A 12,958-nucleotide genomic window follows, 5' to 3' on the forward strand; every position below is an offset into this window, starting at 1 on the left:
GATGCGCCGTTTCAGACGCTCTGGTTCAGGCTCGCGAAATCGGCGCCGCGTTCCACCAGTTCGACGAGCAGCGGCGAAGGCTGCCAGAAGAGCGGATCTTCCTTGGCGAACTCACGGATGTCGGCGAGGATTTTCGGCAGGCCGACCATGTCCGCGTACTTCATCGGACCGCCGCGATAGCGCGGAAAGCCGTAGCCGTACAGGAACGTCACGTCGACGTCCAACGGCCGCAGCGCGATGCGCTCATGCACGACGTTGGCGCCCTCGTTGATCATCGCGGCCATGTAGCGGCGCATGATCTCTTCATCGGTGAAGCTGCGCGGCGTGATTCCGGCGCGTGCGCGCTCGGCGTCGATGATCGACTCGACTTCCGGATCGGGCGTGCCGCTGCGCGATCCTTCGGGATACAGATAGAACCCGCGCCCGGTCTTCTGGCCGAACCAGCCGCGCTCGCACAAACGATCGGAGATTTGCACATAACGTGCCGCGGGATTGCGCGTGGCCGCGCGCCGTTTGCGTGCCGCCCAGCCGATGTCGCCGCCTGCCAGATCCACCACCTGGAACGGGCCCATCGGAAAGCCGAAGGCGCGCACGGCCGCGTCGATCTGATAGGGCGAGGCGCCGTCTTCCATCATGGCGTCCGCGGCGCTGCGATACACGGCCAGCACACGGTTGCCGATGAAGCCGTCGCACACGCCCGCGCGCACCGGCGTCTTGCGCAGCTTCTTGGCCAGCTCGAACGCAGTGGCGACCACGTCGGCGCTGACCTGTTTCGGCACCACCACTTCCAGCAGCTTCATGATGTTGGCGGGCGAGAAGAAGTGCAGGCCGATCACGTCGGCGGGACGCGAAATGCTCGCCGCAATCGCGTCGATGTCGAGATACGACGTGTTGGTCGCGAGCACCGCGCCCGCTTTGGAGACGCGATCGAGTTCAGCGAACACAGCCTGTTTGACCCCGAGGTCTTCGAACACGGCTTCGATTACGAGGTCGGCGTCGGCGAGCGCATCGTACGACGTGCTGCCGCTCCAGCGCGCCATGAGCGCGGCCTTCTTCTCCGCGCTCATGCGGCCTTTGGCGATCAGCCCGTCATAGACTTTCTCGATGTGCGCGCGGCCACGCGCGAGCGACACGTCGTCGCGTTCGATCATCGTCACCGGCAGGCCGGCGTCGAGCGCCGCGACGGCGATGCCCGCGCCCATCGTGCCGCCGCCCACCACGCCGATCGTGTTCAGCGCGCGCGGTTTGGCGTCGCGCGTTTCCGGCGCCTTGAGCACTTCGCGCTCGGCAAAAAACGCGTGAATCAGACCGGCGCGCTGCGGGCTGTCGATGCATTCGAGGAACAGCTTGCGTTCAAGCCGCAGACCCTCGTCGAAAGGCTGTTCGATGGCGGCCTCGACAGCGTTGACGATTTTCAGCGGCGAGAATAGGCCGCGCGATTTCTTCGCGGTTTCCGCACGCGCCGTGGCGACGGCGGCGAGGCTCGCGGCGTGATCGCCGAGTGCCGCGGCATCGCGTGTGCGGCGCGCCGGCGCGTGGGCGGCCAGCAACTCGTGCACGTAGGCGAGACCTTCGGCGAGGATGTCGTCGCTGCTGCCGACGCGGTCGATCAGACCGAGCGACAGCGCTTCCTTCGCGCCAGCGTGACGGCCGCTCAGGATCAGATCGAGCGCGGCCTGCGCGCCGATCAAACGCGGCGTGCGCTGCGTGCCGCCCGCGCCCGGCAACAGGCCGAGTTGCACTTCGGGCAAGCCGAGCTTCGCGCCGTCGACGGCAATCCGGTAATGCGCCGCGAGCGCCACTTCTAGGCCGCCGCCGAGCGCCGCGCCGTGAATCGCGGCGACCACCGGCTTCGTGCACGCTTCAATGCGATTGCACACGTCCGGCAGTGAGGGTGGCACCGGCGGCTTGCCGAACTCGCGAATGTCCGCGCCGGCGATGAAATTGCGTCCCGCGCCGACGATCAGCACGGCTTCCACGGCCTTGTCGGCGTCCGCGGCCTCGACGGCGGCGAGCAGGCCGCGCCGCACGTCGGCTGAAAGCGCGTTCACCGGCGCGTGGTCGATCGTTACGAGCAGCACCCTGCCGCGCAATTCGCGCGTCACAACATCGGCCGAAGGGTTGGGGGTCATGTGTTGTCTCCTGATTGTGATCGGCTGCGTGGCAAAGCATGCCGGGTCTGGCGAATGTCCCGATTGTGGGTCGGTCAAGGTTTATTGACAATTACATGGACGGTTGACAGACTGTCAAAATTTCTTTGACAAAGGTGCCGCCATGGACGTCAATTCCCTGACCTTGCTGGTGGACATTCTCGACGCGGGCAATCTCAGCGAAGCCGCGCGCCGGCTGAAAATGAGCCGCGCGAACGTGAGCTACCACCTGAACCAGCTGGAGCGCTCCATCGGGCTGCAACTGGTGAGGCGCACCACGCGCCGCGTCGAACCGACCGAGATCGGCCTGCAGCTCTACGAACATGGCCGCACGATCCAGAATGCGCTGCTTGCCGCGCGCGAGTCCGTCACCACGCTCGGGCAAAGCCTGCAAGGGCGCGTGCGGCTGAGCGTGCCGAGCGGTTACGGGCAACTCGTCATGTCGGACTGGTTGATCGCGTTCAAACGGCTGTATCCGGGCATCGTGCTGGATGTGATGTTCGAGAACCGCGTCGAAGACCTGATGCGCGATGAAGTCGATATCGCCGTGCGCGTGATGTCCGAGCCGCCGCAAAACCTGGTCGCGCGAGACATGGGTCCGGTGCGGTATGTGGCGTGCGCGTCACCGGACTTTGCGCAAAGGCACGGCATGCCGCAGCGCCTCGACGACCTCGGCACGGCGCCGCTGATCACAGCGGCGGTGGTCGGCAGGCAGCTACGCGTGGCCGCTTATTTGCGCGACGAACGGCATGAAGTGCTGCTGGAGCCGAGCCTCATCTCCGAGAACTTTCTGTTCTTGCGCCAGGCGGTGCTCGCCGGCCTCGGCGTGGGCCTCGTGCCGGACTATGTGGTGCAGGACGATCTGCGCCGTGGCGACGTGGTGACCGCGCTCGATGAATGGCGCTTGAGCATCTTCGGCACGCATATGTACATGCTGTATATGCCGAACCGGCATCACACGCGCGCAGCATCGACATTCATCGATTTCATTTTGCAGCAGGCGCACGGCACGGGCAGAGGTTTGCCCACGTAAACGACGACGTTCATCTTGTGTTTCGCGCAGGTATGCTACGCAAAACAGCGGCGCTTCACTTCACAACCGTGGTCGCGGAGACAAGAGATGAAATGGATCATCGGACTTCTAGCCGTGCTGGCACTCGCCGTAGTCGTTCTGTTGATCTCCCGCTTGCCGAGTGAAGACATGATTCGCCTCGCCGGTTACGCGGCGACTGCCGCCTTTGCCGCACTCATCAGCGTTCTCTTGCGCTGGCGGGCCAGCCGGGCGCAACAGCGGAGCAAACGGGCAGGGTGAGTCGAACGTGTCATTTCAAGCCACGTCACGCTACATGGCCTGAACACTCTCGCGCAACTCGTCACCGAGAAAGTCGATAAACGTTCTCAGTTTGGCCGACAGACGGTGCCGCTCCAGATAGACGGCGTGAATATCCGCGTTCGGCAGCGTCCACTCGGTCAAGAGCGGTACCAGTTCGCCGCGCCGTAGATGTCCGGCGATTTCCCACGCCGAACGCACGGCGACGCCGCGGCCGTCGAGCGCCCACTTCAGCACCGCGCTGCCGTCGTTGCTGCTCAACGGACCATCCACCTTCACCGTCTCCGATTTCTTGCCGCGCGAAAGATGCCACGTGCCGTACGCCGATTCGTTTTCGCGTAAGACGAGGCAGGCATGGCGCGTGAGATCGTGCGGCATCAGCGGTGCGCCGTGCCGTTTCACATAAACCGGCGACGCGCACACGACACGCTGATTCTTCAGCAGCAAGCGCGCGTTGATGCGCGCATCCGGCACTTCGCCGAAACGAATCCCGAGATCGAAGCCTTCTTCCTGCAAACTGATCGGCCGGTCCGTCAGATGCAATTGAACCTTCATCGACGGGAAACGCTCGCTGAAACGCGAAATCGCCGGGGCGATATGCGCGCGTCCGAAGCCGAACGACGCATTCACGCGCAACAGACCGGCCGGTTCGGCGCGGCTTTGCGTGACCAGTTGTTCGAGTTCGGCAAGGTCGTCGAGGATGCGCGAGCCATTCGTCAGATAAATCTCACCCTCCGCCGTCAGACTCACGCGCCGCGTGGTGCGGTTCACGAGCCGCACGCCGAGGCGTTGTTCGATCTGCGCGAGCCGCTTGCTGATGGACGGCGGCGTGACGCCGAGTTCGCGCGCGGCCGCGGCGAGGTTGCGGTGGCGAGCCACCAGCGCGAACAGATTCAGGTCGGAAAAGCCGTCCATCGATTCGTTCCAAAAAGTTAATTCCGGATTGCCTTAGGCGAAACCATATCGCTGCAGGCATCAATTAGACTTCATCCAAACATGGGAGGCAACGATGTTTACAGATTTCACAGACGCGTCGGCGGAGGTCGACGGCATCCACATCAACGCGATTCGCGGCGGCAACGGGCCGGCTTTGCTGCTGTTACACGGCCATCCGCAGACCCACGCGATCTGGCACAAGGTCGCGCAGACGCTGGCGCAGGCCTTCACGGTGATCGCCGCGGATTTGCGCGGCTACGGCGACAGCGGCAAACCGCAGGGCACGCACGATCACGGCAACTATTCGAAGCGCCGCATGGCCGCCGATCAGGTCGCGCTGATGCGCGCGCAAGGTTTCGACCGTTTCGCCGTGATCGGGCACGATCGCGGAGGGCGCGTGGCCGCTCGCATGGCGCTCGATCATCCGCAGACGGTAACGCGACTCGTGACGCTCGACGTCGCGCCGACACTCGCAATGTACGAACAAACCTCGTTCGACTTCGCGCGCGCTTACTGGCACTGGTTCTTTCTCGTGCGTCCCGCGCCGTTTCCCGAGACCCTGATTCGCGCGGACCCCGATCTCTATCTGAAGCAGACCATCGGCGCGCGCAGCGCCGGCCTCGCGCCGTTCACCGACGCGGCCTACGCCGAGTATCTGCGCTGTCTGAGCGACCCCGGCACCGCGCATGGCATCTGCGAGGACTACCGCGCGAGCATCACAATCGACCTCGATCATGACCGCGCGTCGCTCGCTGAAGGGCGGAAGATAGAATGCGAATTCCTGGCGTTGTGGGGCGCGCAAGGCGTGATCGAGCAATGCTTCGAGCCGCTCGCCGAATGGCGGCAATGGGCGGACCATGTGAGCGGCGCAGCGCTGCCGTGCGGTCACTACATTCCCGAGGAAGCGCCCGAGTTGCTGCTCGAACGCGTCCTTCCGTTTCTGCAGTCCTAGCCGCTCGAGCAGTCATCATGCCGACTCGTAAGCGCCGGCCGCTCACTTCCAACCCGCCGCCTCAAACCGCTTCACCGCCCCGATGACCTCGTTGCGCAACTGCCGCAACGCGGCCTCCTGCGCTTCTCGCGCCCTCCTGCGCTTCTCGCGCCCTTCGCAAAGAATGAGCGCGCATAAACCGGTGCCGTCGACAGTCAGCCGGTAGAGGTGCGTCGCACCAAATGCGCGAACCTGTTGCGCGTGCCCGCGATCAGCGGCAATTCGTTTTTCAACCTGACTGATGATCTCGTCGTATCAATTGCCGAGCACGCGAACGCAGAGATCGCGCTTGCTGGCGAAGTACGTGAAGATCGTCGCCTGCGACACGCCGACGTGCCCGGCAATCTCCGTCATGTGGCCGATGCAAAGCCGACTTCGGAAAACACGAGCCAGGCCGCCTCCAGAATCGCCTTGAGTCGTTGTTCGGAGTGCGCCTCCACGGGCACGCGACGGGAGACGGAGGAGACGTTCATCGAAAGGGATCGGCGGGCCATTGAGTGCGAATTGAGTCTGGCTCAAAGATTATTTCAATGCTAATGGCGTGGTAGAGTAAACAAAAATTGCAAGCGTGCGCAACACGCGGATAAAACTTGAGCTAAACTCAGAAAACATCGAAAGCGCAGCACATGGAGGAGACACCCGAATGCCCGCAGCTTCGTCGAGTACCTCACCGCCGTCAAACGGCTACCGTTCAGTTTTCCGCGAAGGTCTTTTCGCCGGCAAGGTGATCATCGTCACCGGCGCGGGCAGCGGACTCGGCCGATGCACGGCTCACGAACTCGCGTCCTTAGGGGCGACCCTGGCGCTGGTCGGCCGAAGCGAAGACAAGCTGAAAACAGTGCAAGCCGAACTGGCCGAGGATCATCCGTCCTTCGCCAACGGCCACAAGCTTTACTCCTGCGACATCCGCAACGAGCAACAGGTCCGTGAAACGATCGCTTCGATCATCACGGATTTAAGCCGCGTGGACGGACTCTTCAATTGCGCGGGCGGCCAATTCCCCGCCAAGCTCGAAAAGATCTCCTTGAACGGCTGGGACGCGGTCGTGCGCAACAATCTGCACGGCACGTTTTTGATGTCCCGCGAGTGCTATACCCAATGGATGCAAAACCACGGCGGCGCGATCGTCAACATGCTGGCCGACATCTGGGGCGGCATGCCCGGCATGGGGCATTCAGGCGCGGCGCGCGCCGGCGTATGGAACTTCACGGAAACGGCCGCATGCGAATGGGGCCACGCGGGCGTCAGAGTCAACGCGGTCGCACCCGGCTGGATCGCGTCCGCGGGCATGGACAGCTACAACGACGAGTATCAGGCGTTGCTGCGCACGCTGAAACACAAGGTTCCGCTGCAGCGCTTCGGCACCGAATCCGAACTCGCCAGCGCGGCGGTCTTTCTGTTATCTGAGGCGTCCGCGTTCATCAACGGCACGGTGATCCGTGTCGACGGCGGTGTGCCGAACGCGCGCCATTCGTGGCCGCTCGCTGAAGCGCAGCGTACGATCGAATATAACGGCTTCCCCCGCTATCAACCGCCGACGGGCTTGCAGGAGCAGACACGATGAATCTCGACGGCCAGACCTACGAAACGCTCGCGGCAAACTTCGCGTGGCACATCCCGGCGCGCTACAACATCGGCGTCGACGTATGCGACAAATGGGCCGACGGTTCGGGCCGCCTCGCGCTGATCTACGAAGACGCCGAGGGCAACGCCACACGCTATACGTTCGACCAGTTGAAGGCGCTGTCCGACCGCTTCGCTAATGCGTTGCTCGCAGCGGGCGCGCAACGCGGCGACCGCGTCGGCATCTTCCTCTCGCAATCGATCGAAACGGCGATCGCGCATCTCGCCGCCTACAAGGCCGGCATGGTGGCCGTGCCACTCTTCGCGCTATTCGGCGTCGACGCGATCGAACACCGGCTAGGCGATAGCGGTGCGGTCGCGTTGATTACGGATCGGGGCGGCGTGCAGAAGGTCGATGAAATCCGCGCGGCGTTGCCGGCATTGCGCAGTGTCTTCAGCGTGGATATCGATCAGGACAGCGGCGATCCGCAAGTGGCCGTGCGTTCATTCTGGCAGGCGCTGAACAGCGCAACGGCCAGCTTCACGCCCGCCGACACCGGCGCCGACGATCCGGCGGTCATCATCTATACATCGGGTACGACCGGCAAACCGAAGGGCGCGCTGCACGGGCATCGCGTGTTGCTGGGTCATCTGCCGGGTGTCGAGATGTCGCAGCAGGGCTTTCCCGCGCACGCCACGCTGATGTGGACGCCGGCAGACTGGGCGTGGATCGGCGGCCTGTTCGACGTGCTGCTGCCTTCATGGCATCACGGCGTCGCGGTGTTGGCGCGCCGCTTTGCGAAATTCGACGGTCAGTCCGCGTTCGATCTGATGGCGCGGCATGCGGTCTCGCACACGTTCTTGCCGCCGACCGCGCTGAAGATGATGCGCGGAGTCGAACATCCCGAACGCTGGAACCTCGCGTTGCGCTCGGTGGCAAGCGGCGGCGAATCGCTCGGCGAAGAGTTGATCGGCTGGGGCCGCACGGCGCTGGGCGTGACGATCAACGAGTTCTATGGGCAGACGGAATGCAACGTCGTGCTGTCGTCGTGCGCGGCGCTGTTCGAGCCGTGCTTCGGCGCGATTGGCCGCGCGGTGCCGGGGCATCATGTCGCGATCGTCGATATGGACGGCAACGAACTGCCGCCAGGCGCAATCGGCGATATCGCGGTGGCCGCGCCCGATCCGGTCATGTTCCTCGGCTACTGGGGCAACGAGGCGGCGACGCGCGAGAAATTCCGTGGCAAGTTTCTGGTGACCGGCGACCTCGGCACACGCGACGCGGACGGCTTCATCCGCTTCGTCGGTCGTGGCGACGACGTGATCACGAGCGCCGGTTATCGAATCGGGCCGGCTTCGATCGAAGACTCGTTGCTGCGTCATCCGGCTGTTTCGATGGCGGCCGTGATCGGCGCGCCGGATCGCGAACGCACGGAGATCGTGATGGCGTTCGTGGTGCTGAACGCCGGCTTTGTCGGCGACGAGGCGCTCGTGCGCGAGATCCAGCAGCATGTCAAAACGCGTCTCGCCGCGCATGAATATCCGCGCGAGATCCGCTTTGTCGACAGCTTGCCGTTGACGGCGACCGGCAAGGTGATCCGCAAAGCGTTGCGCGAGGGACTCGGAGAAGACGGGGACAATCCCACCGCAAAACGATGAGCACCGGCCCACGTCCACCCTCGACTCGCAGCGGCAAGGCGCTCCGGACGCCGGGCACCCAACCGGGCCCGGCCTCGCTCGACGACACCGACCGCAAGCTGCTCGCGCTGCTCGCCGAAGACGCCACGCGGACTTACGCCGAACTGGGCAAGCTGCTGTTTCTGTCGGCGCCCGCGGTCCACGAACGCGCCCGGCGGTTGAAGAAGGATGGCGTGATCAAGGCCACCGTCGCCGCGCTCGACGCCGCGAGGCTCAACCGTCCATTGCTCGCGTTCGTGCATGTCGATACCACGAGCTGGGCGGTGACGCGGCAACTGCTGGCACTGCAGGAGCTATCGGACGTCGAGGAGATTCACACCGTGACAGGCGAGAGCGCCATGCTGCTCAAAGTCCGCACGCGCGATACGCAATCGCTCGAACAACTGCTCGCGCGCATTCATGCGATCGAAGGCTTTACCGGCACGCGCAGCTACATCGCGCTGACCACCTATCTGGAGCGCGGCCCGAGTCCTGAACTCTGAACGCGACAGCGGCACGGCGTGTCACGCATGCAGTGAGAGACCTTTTACGGCTTTGTCGACCGCCTTCTTCGGCCCGCGCACGGCAATGCCGACGAGGTCGGGCGCATCGGCGGCTTCGGCACGGAACACCTCGCGGTTCGCCTGATCGTGGCCGGTCGCAAACATCGCGCGCACATACACGGCGCGCGTCAATTCGCATTCGATGCCCTGGCGAAACGCGCGCAGCAAACCCGCGTTATCCGCCTGATACACCATCATCGGCTGGCCGAGCAGACGCGCGTGCCGGCGGCCCGCTGCGTCCTCGTACGGCTCGCCCATCGCCTCCGGTGCGGCGCCGGCGATCCCCGTCGCGAGAAACGCGGTCACATTGAGCTTTTGCCAGACAGCGAGATCGTCCAGCACGATGATCGCGACTTTCGTATCGAATTCCATAACGCACTACGCTCCACGGCAATCAAGAAGACACCAACCGAATCTTAGGGAAACTCGAGGCGCGTGTGCATGGCCACGAGGCAAAAACGAATGGGCTTCACCGGATACGCGTCAGCAAAACGTCGAGGTCGGGTTTTGCCTAATGCCATTCGGCGCATGCTCGCTTGAACCGCTAGGTGTGCTGCAATGCAACCTGACGCGGCGCCCTGTCCATCGCTGTTTGCGCCGTCGACGCGCGAACGAAAACCCCGCAAACGACGCTCCCGCAACATAGGGCAAGTCCCTGGCGCGATTTAGCCGTGCATTACCACTCGCGTGGGCGGCCTCCTAAACTTGATTCAAACAGGAGGAGACACCGATGGCCAAACTCATTCACACGATGATCCGTGTACACGATCTGCCGCGCTCGCTGCAGTTCTATCAAAAGGCTTTCAATTTCGACGTATCGCACCGGCTCGACTTTCCGGACTTCGCGCTCGTCTATTTGCGCAACGCGGAAGCGGACGCCGAAATAGAACTCACCTGGAACAAAGGCCGCGAGGAACCGTATTCGCATGGCGACGGCTACGGTCACGTCGCGTTTTGCGTGGACGATGCGAAAAGCGAACGGCAGCGTCTGCTCGATCTCGGCATGGCGCCCAACGATCTGCGCGAGTTTCACAACGACAACGGCGAGTTGCTGGCGCGTTACTTTTTCATTCAGGACCCGGACGGTTACAAGATCGAAGTGCTGGAACGCTACGGCCACTATCAATAGTAAAAGCAATCTAGGCGGCCGCCGCGCATAGTTGCAATACCCCACAAGCAACCTTGCATGGGACCCGAGTAGGCACTAAAGCGCCAACTCGGGTCGACAAAGGAGACAGACATGAAGACAACGATCATCCCGATCGTCACGTCCGATCACGCACGTCATGCGTTTGGTCATGAGCATGCGCATCCCCATGAACCTTCCCATGAAACCGGCGACGAACATCGCGCGGCGAAGGCGGCCGCGGCCGCGTTGCGGATTCCGCTCACGCGGCGCGAGCTATTGAGAGGCACGGGTGTGCTGATGGGCACGCTGGCGTTCTCGTCGGTGTTGTCGACGCTCGCACCGAGCCGCACCTGGGCGCTCGAGCTGCAAGGGCTGGACACGCACCAGGGCGAAGTGATTCTGGCCTTCACGCGGCAGCTCTATCCGCACCCCACGCTCGACAACGCGGTCTATGCGCTCGTGGTCAAGGACCTCGACGCGAAAGCGAAAGCCGATCCGGCGGTGCGCCAGCAACTCGCGGACGGCGTCAAACAGCTCGACGCGCAAGCCGGCTCGGACTGGCTCAAGCGCACGCCTTCCGACCAGGCGAAAGACGTCGCGTCGCTCGCGGGCACACCCTTCTTCAACACGATACGCAGCACCGCGGTGGTCTCGCTGTATGCCAACACCATGGCGTATGCGCACTTCGGCTACGGCGCATCGGAAGGCGACGGCGGCTATCTGAACAAAGGATTCAACAGTCTCTCGTGGCTGCCCAATCCGCCGGCCGCCGCCAGCGGCCCGATCCCGACGGATAGCTAATCGCCACGACGGCAAACATTGTGCATGGGACCAGAGTAAGGCGCTAAAGCGCCAACTCTGGTCGACAGCGGAGACAAGACATGAATCAGGACAACAACAAGGTGCGTTTTTCGCACAACGACGACAAGGTCGTCGTGATCATCGGTTCGGGCGCGGGCGGCGGCACGCTCGCCAACGAACTGGCACTGAAGGGCATCAACGTCGTGGTGTTGGAAGCGGGCAAGCTGCATACGCAGGCCGATTTCACGACTGACGAATGGGGCGCGTTCCAGATGCTGTCATGGCTCGACAAACGCACCACGTCGGGCTCCTGGCGCATCGCCAAGGACTTTCCGAATCTGCCCGCGTGGATCTGCAAGACTGTGGGCGGCACCACCGCGCACTGGGCCGGCGCGAGCCTGCGCATCCAGCCGTACGAGTTCAAGGTGAAGACGACCTACGGCAATATCAAGGACGCCAACCTGCTCGACTGGCCGCTCACGCGCGAAGAACTCGATCCGTACTACGACCGCGCGTCGCAGAAAATGGGCGTGACGCGTACCAACGGTCTGCCGGGCCTGCCGGGCAACAACAACTTCAAGGTGATGTCGGCCGGCGCGATGAAGGTCGGCTACAAGGAATGCAATACCGGCCACATGGCGATCAATAGCGTGGTGCGCGACGACCGCGCGCATTGCTTCCAGCGTGGCTTCTGTTTTCAGGGCTGCCGCACGGGCGCGAAGTGGTCGACGCTCTATACCGAGTTGCCGCGCGGGCAGGCGACTGGGCATCTGGAGTTGCGCACGCAGGCCCACGTGGTGCGCATCGAAACCGATGCGCGTGGCAAGGCGAAGGAGGTGCTCTACTACGATGATAAGGGCAAATTGCAGCGACAGAAGGCGCGTATCGTCGCGGTGGCCGGCAATTCGATCGAGACCCCGCGGCTTCTGTTGAACTCACATTCGAGCAAATTCCCGCAGGGGCTAGCGAACGGCTCGGGGCAGGTGGGCCGCAACTACATGCGTCACACCACGGGCTCGGTGTATGCGGTGTTCAACGACAAGGTGGATATGTTCAAGGGCACCACGATGGCCGGCATCATCGAGGACGAAGCGGTGTTCAATCCGCAGCGCGGCTTCGCGGGCGGTTACCACATGGAGACCGTTTCGCTCGGCCTGCCGTTTTACGCGGCCTTTCTCAATCCGGGCGCGTGGGGTCCGACATTTGCCCAGGCGATGGATCAATACGCGTACACGGCCGGCATGTGGATCGTCGGTGAGGATATGCCGCGCGAGAGCAATCGCGTGACCTTGAATACGGACGTGAAGGATCAATACGGCCAACCGGTTGCCAACGTGCACTTCGACGATCATCCGAACGACGAAGCGATGCGCGAGCACGCATACAAGCAGGGCACCGCGGTGTACGAAGCGGCGGGCGCGAAGACGGTATATCGCGTGCCGCCGTATCCGTCCACGCACAACCTCGGCACCGCCCGCATGAGCGCGCGCGCAGAAGACGGCGTGTGCAACCGCTTCGGCCAGACGCACGAGGTGTCGAACCTGTTCATTTCGGATGGCAGCCAGTTCACCACCGGAGCGGCGGAAAATCCGACCTTGACGATCGTCACGCTGGCGATCCGCCAGGCGGATCACATCGCGGGGCAGATGAACAAACGCACGGTGTAAAGCGGTTCGACGGGGCAGGAGCGGCGTTCGGGTTCGATGCGATTGTCGAGTGCTGGATGCCGGCGTATGTTGACGAAGGCGGGCGGGGGGGGGGGGGGGGGGGGGGGGGGGGGGGGGGGGGGGGGCGGGCGGGGGGGGGGCGGGGGGGGGG

The 12,958-nt window shown here is 63.6% G+C and carries 13 protein-coding genes; 10 read left to right on the top strand and 3 right to left on the bottom strand.

The window, feature by feature from the left end:
• Nucleotides 1-11: 11 nt before the first annotated feature.
• On the bottom strand, nt 12-2,132 hold the full coding sequence (locus tag P0D80_RS38075) for a 3-hydroxyacyl-CoA dehydrogenase NAD-binding domain-containing protein (protein ID WP_408291527.1): 2,121 nt from the start codon (nt 2,130-2,132) through the stop codon (nt 12-14).
• 142 nt (nt 2,133-2,274) lie between these two features.
• Here P0D80_RS38075 and P0D80_RS38080 point away from each other — a divergent pair, with 142 nt between their 5' ends.
• Entirely contained in the window at nt 2,275-3,183 is a 909-nt protein-coding gene (locus tag P0D80_RS38080; protein ID WP_408180062.1) for a LysR family transcriptional regulator, read from the top strand.
• An 87-nt stretch (nt 3,184-3,270) separates the two neighbouring features.
• Complete coding sequence (locus P0D80_RS38085) at nt 3,271-3,462, top strand: hypothetical protein (RefSeq protein ID WP_408180063.1); 192 nt, start codon at nt 3,271-3,273, stop codon at nt 3,460-3,462.
• Between the two features lie 30 nt (nt 3,463-3,492).
• Here the strand turns inward: P0D80_RS38085 and P0D80_RS38090 are convergent, their stop codons facing one another.
• On the bottom strand, nt 3,493-4,395 hold the full coding sequence (locus tag P0D80_RS38090) for a LysR family transcriptional regulator (RefSeq protein ID WP_408180064.1): 903 nt from the start codon (nt 4,393-4,395) through the stop codon (nt 3,493-3,495).
• 94 nt (nt 4,396-4,489) lie between these two features.
• On the opposite strand from P0D80_RS38090, the gene P0D80_RS38095 reads away from it, so the two are divergent.
• The 5 genes from P0D80_RS38095 to P0D80_RS38115 all read left to right on the top strand — a co-directional run bounded on the left by P0D80_RS38095 (nt 4,490) and on the right by P0D80_RS38115 (nt 9,150).
• Nucleotides 4,490-5,368, top strand: a complete 879-nt coding sequence (locus P0D80_RS38095; RefSeq protein WP_408291530.1) for an alpha/beta fold hydrolase — start codon at nt 4,490-4,492, stop codon at nt 5,366-5,368.
• Between the two features lie 207 nt (nt 5,369-5,575).
• A complete protein-coding gene (locus P0D80_RS51940) occupies nt 5,576-5,944 on the top strand; it encodes a hypothetical protein (protein WP_459252768.1) in 369 nt (122 codons plus the stop codon).
• 106 nt (nt 5,945-6,050) lie between these two features.
• A complete protein-coding gene (locus P0D80_RS38105; protein ID WP_408291534.1) occupies nt 6,051-6,971 on the top strand; it encodes an SDR family oxidoreductase in 921 nt (306 codons plus the stop codon).
• On the top strand, nt 6,968-8,629 hold the full coding sequence (locus P0D80_RS38110; protein ID WP_408291537.1) for an acyl-CoA synthetase: 1,662 nt from the start codon (nt 6,968-6,970) through the stop codon (nt 8,627-8,629). The genes P0D80_RS38105 and P0D80_RS38110 overlap by 4 nt, the downstream gene beginning before the upstream one ends.
• A complete protein-coding gene (locus P0D80_RS38115; RefSeq protein WP_132373717.1) occupies nt 8,626-9,150 on the top strand; it encodes an Lrp/AsnC family transcriptional regulator in 525 nt (174 codons plus the stop codon). Before P0D80_RS38110 ends, P0D80_RS38115 begins: the two co-directional genes overlap by 4 nt.
• Before the next feature lie 21 nt (nt 9,151-9,171).
• On the opposite strand, the gene P0D80_RS38120 is transcribed toward P0D80_RS38115, so the two are convergent.
• Nucleotides 9,172-9,582, bottom strand: a complete 411-nt coding sequence (locus P0D80_RS38120) for a DUF2000 family protein (RefSeq protein ID WP_408291540.1) — start codon at nt 9,580-9,582, stop codon at nt 9,172-9,174.
• Nucleotides 9,583-9,940: 358 nt separating this feature from the next.
• Between P0D80_RS38120 and P0D80_RS38125 the strand changes: the two genes are divergently transcribed.
• From P0D80_RS38125 to P0D80_RS38135, 3 genes are all read left to right on the top strand, one after another.
• On the top strand, nt 9,941-10,339 hold the full coding sequence (locus P0D80_RS38125; RefSeq protein WP_408180070.1) for a VOC family protein: 399 nt from the start codon (nt 9,941-9,943) through the stop codon (nt 10,337-10,339).
• 111 nt (nt 10,340-10,450) lie between these two features.
• Complete coding sequence (locus P0D80_RS38130) at nt 10,451-11,140, top strand: tat (twin-arginine translocation) pathway signal sequence (RefSeq protein WP_408291542.1); 690 nt, start codon at nt 10,451-10,453, stop codon at nt 11,138-11,140.
• A gap of 80 nt (nt 11,141-11,220) precedes the next feature.
• Nucleotides 11,221-12,807, top strand: a complete 1,587-nt coding sequence (locus P0D80_RS38135; protein WP_408291544.1) for a GMC family oxidoreductase — start codon at nt 11,221-11,223, stop codon at nt 12,805-12,807.
• Nucleotides 12,808-12,958 lie beyond the last annotated feature (151 nt).

Origin of the sequence: Paraburkholderia sp. RL17-373-BIF-A (genome assembly GCF_046030175.1) — a bacterium.
Lineage (GTDB): Bacteria > Pseudomonadota > Gammaproteobacteria > Burkholderiales > Burkholderiaceae > Paraburkholderia.

Excerpts from the sequence above, each read along its gene's own strand:
- P0D80_RS38105 (WP_408291534.1), top strand. The coding sequence starts at position 6,051 with ATGCCCGCAGCTTCGTCGAGTACCTCACCGCCGTCAAACGGCTACCGT.
- P0D80_RS38130 (WP_408291542.1), top strand. The coding sequence starts at position 10,451 with ATGAAGACAACGATCATCCCGATCGTCACGTCCGATCACGCACGTCAT.
- P0D80_RS38115 (WP_132373717.1), top strand. The coding sequence starts at position 8,626 with ATGAGCACCGGCCCACGTCCACCCTCGACTCGCAGCGGCAAGGCGCTC.
- P0D80_RS38120 (WP_408291540.1), bottom strand. The coding sequence starts at position 9,582 with ATGGAATTCGATACGAAAGTCGCGATCATCGTGCTGGACGATCTCGCT.
- P0D80_RS38075 (WP_408291527.1), bottom strand. The coding sequence starts at position 2,132 with ATGACCCCCAACCCTTCGGCCGATGTTGTGACGCGCGAATTGCGCGGC.
- P0D80_RS38090 (WP_408180064.1), bottom strand. The coding sequence starts at position 4,395 with ATGGACGGCTTTTCCGACCTGAATCTGTTCGCGCTGGTGGCTCGCCAC.
- P0D80_RS38085 (WP_408180063.1), top strand. The coding sequence starts at position 3,271 with ATGAAATGGATCATCGGACTTCTAGCCGTGCTGGCACTCGCCGTAGTC.
- P0D80_RS38110 (WP_408291537.1), top strand. The coding sequence starts at position 6,968 with ATGAATCTCGACGGCCAGACCTACGAAACGCTCGCGGCAAACTTCGCG.
- P0D80_RS38125 (WP_408180070.1), top strand. The coding sequence starts at position 9,941 with ATGGCCAAACTCATTCACACGATGATCCGTGTACACGATCTGCCGCGC.
- P0D80_RS38095 (WP_408291530.1), top strand. The coding sequence starts at position 4,490 with ATGTTTACAGATTTCACAGACGCGTCGGCGGAGGTCGACGGCATCCAC.
- P0D80_RS38135 (WP_408291544.1), top strand. The coding sequence starts at position 11,221 with ATGAATCAGGACAACAACAAGGTGCGTTTTTCGCACAACGACGACAAG.
- P0D80_RS38080 (WP_408180062.1), top strand. The coding sequence starts at position 2,275 with ATGGACGTCAATTCCCTGACCTTGCTGGTGGACATTCTCGACGCGGGC.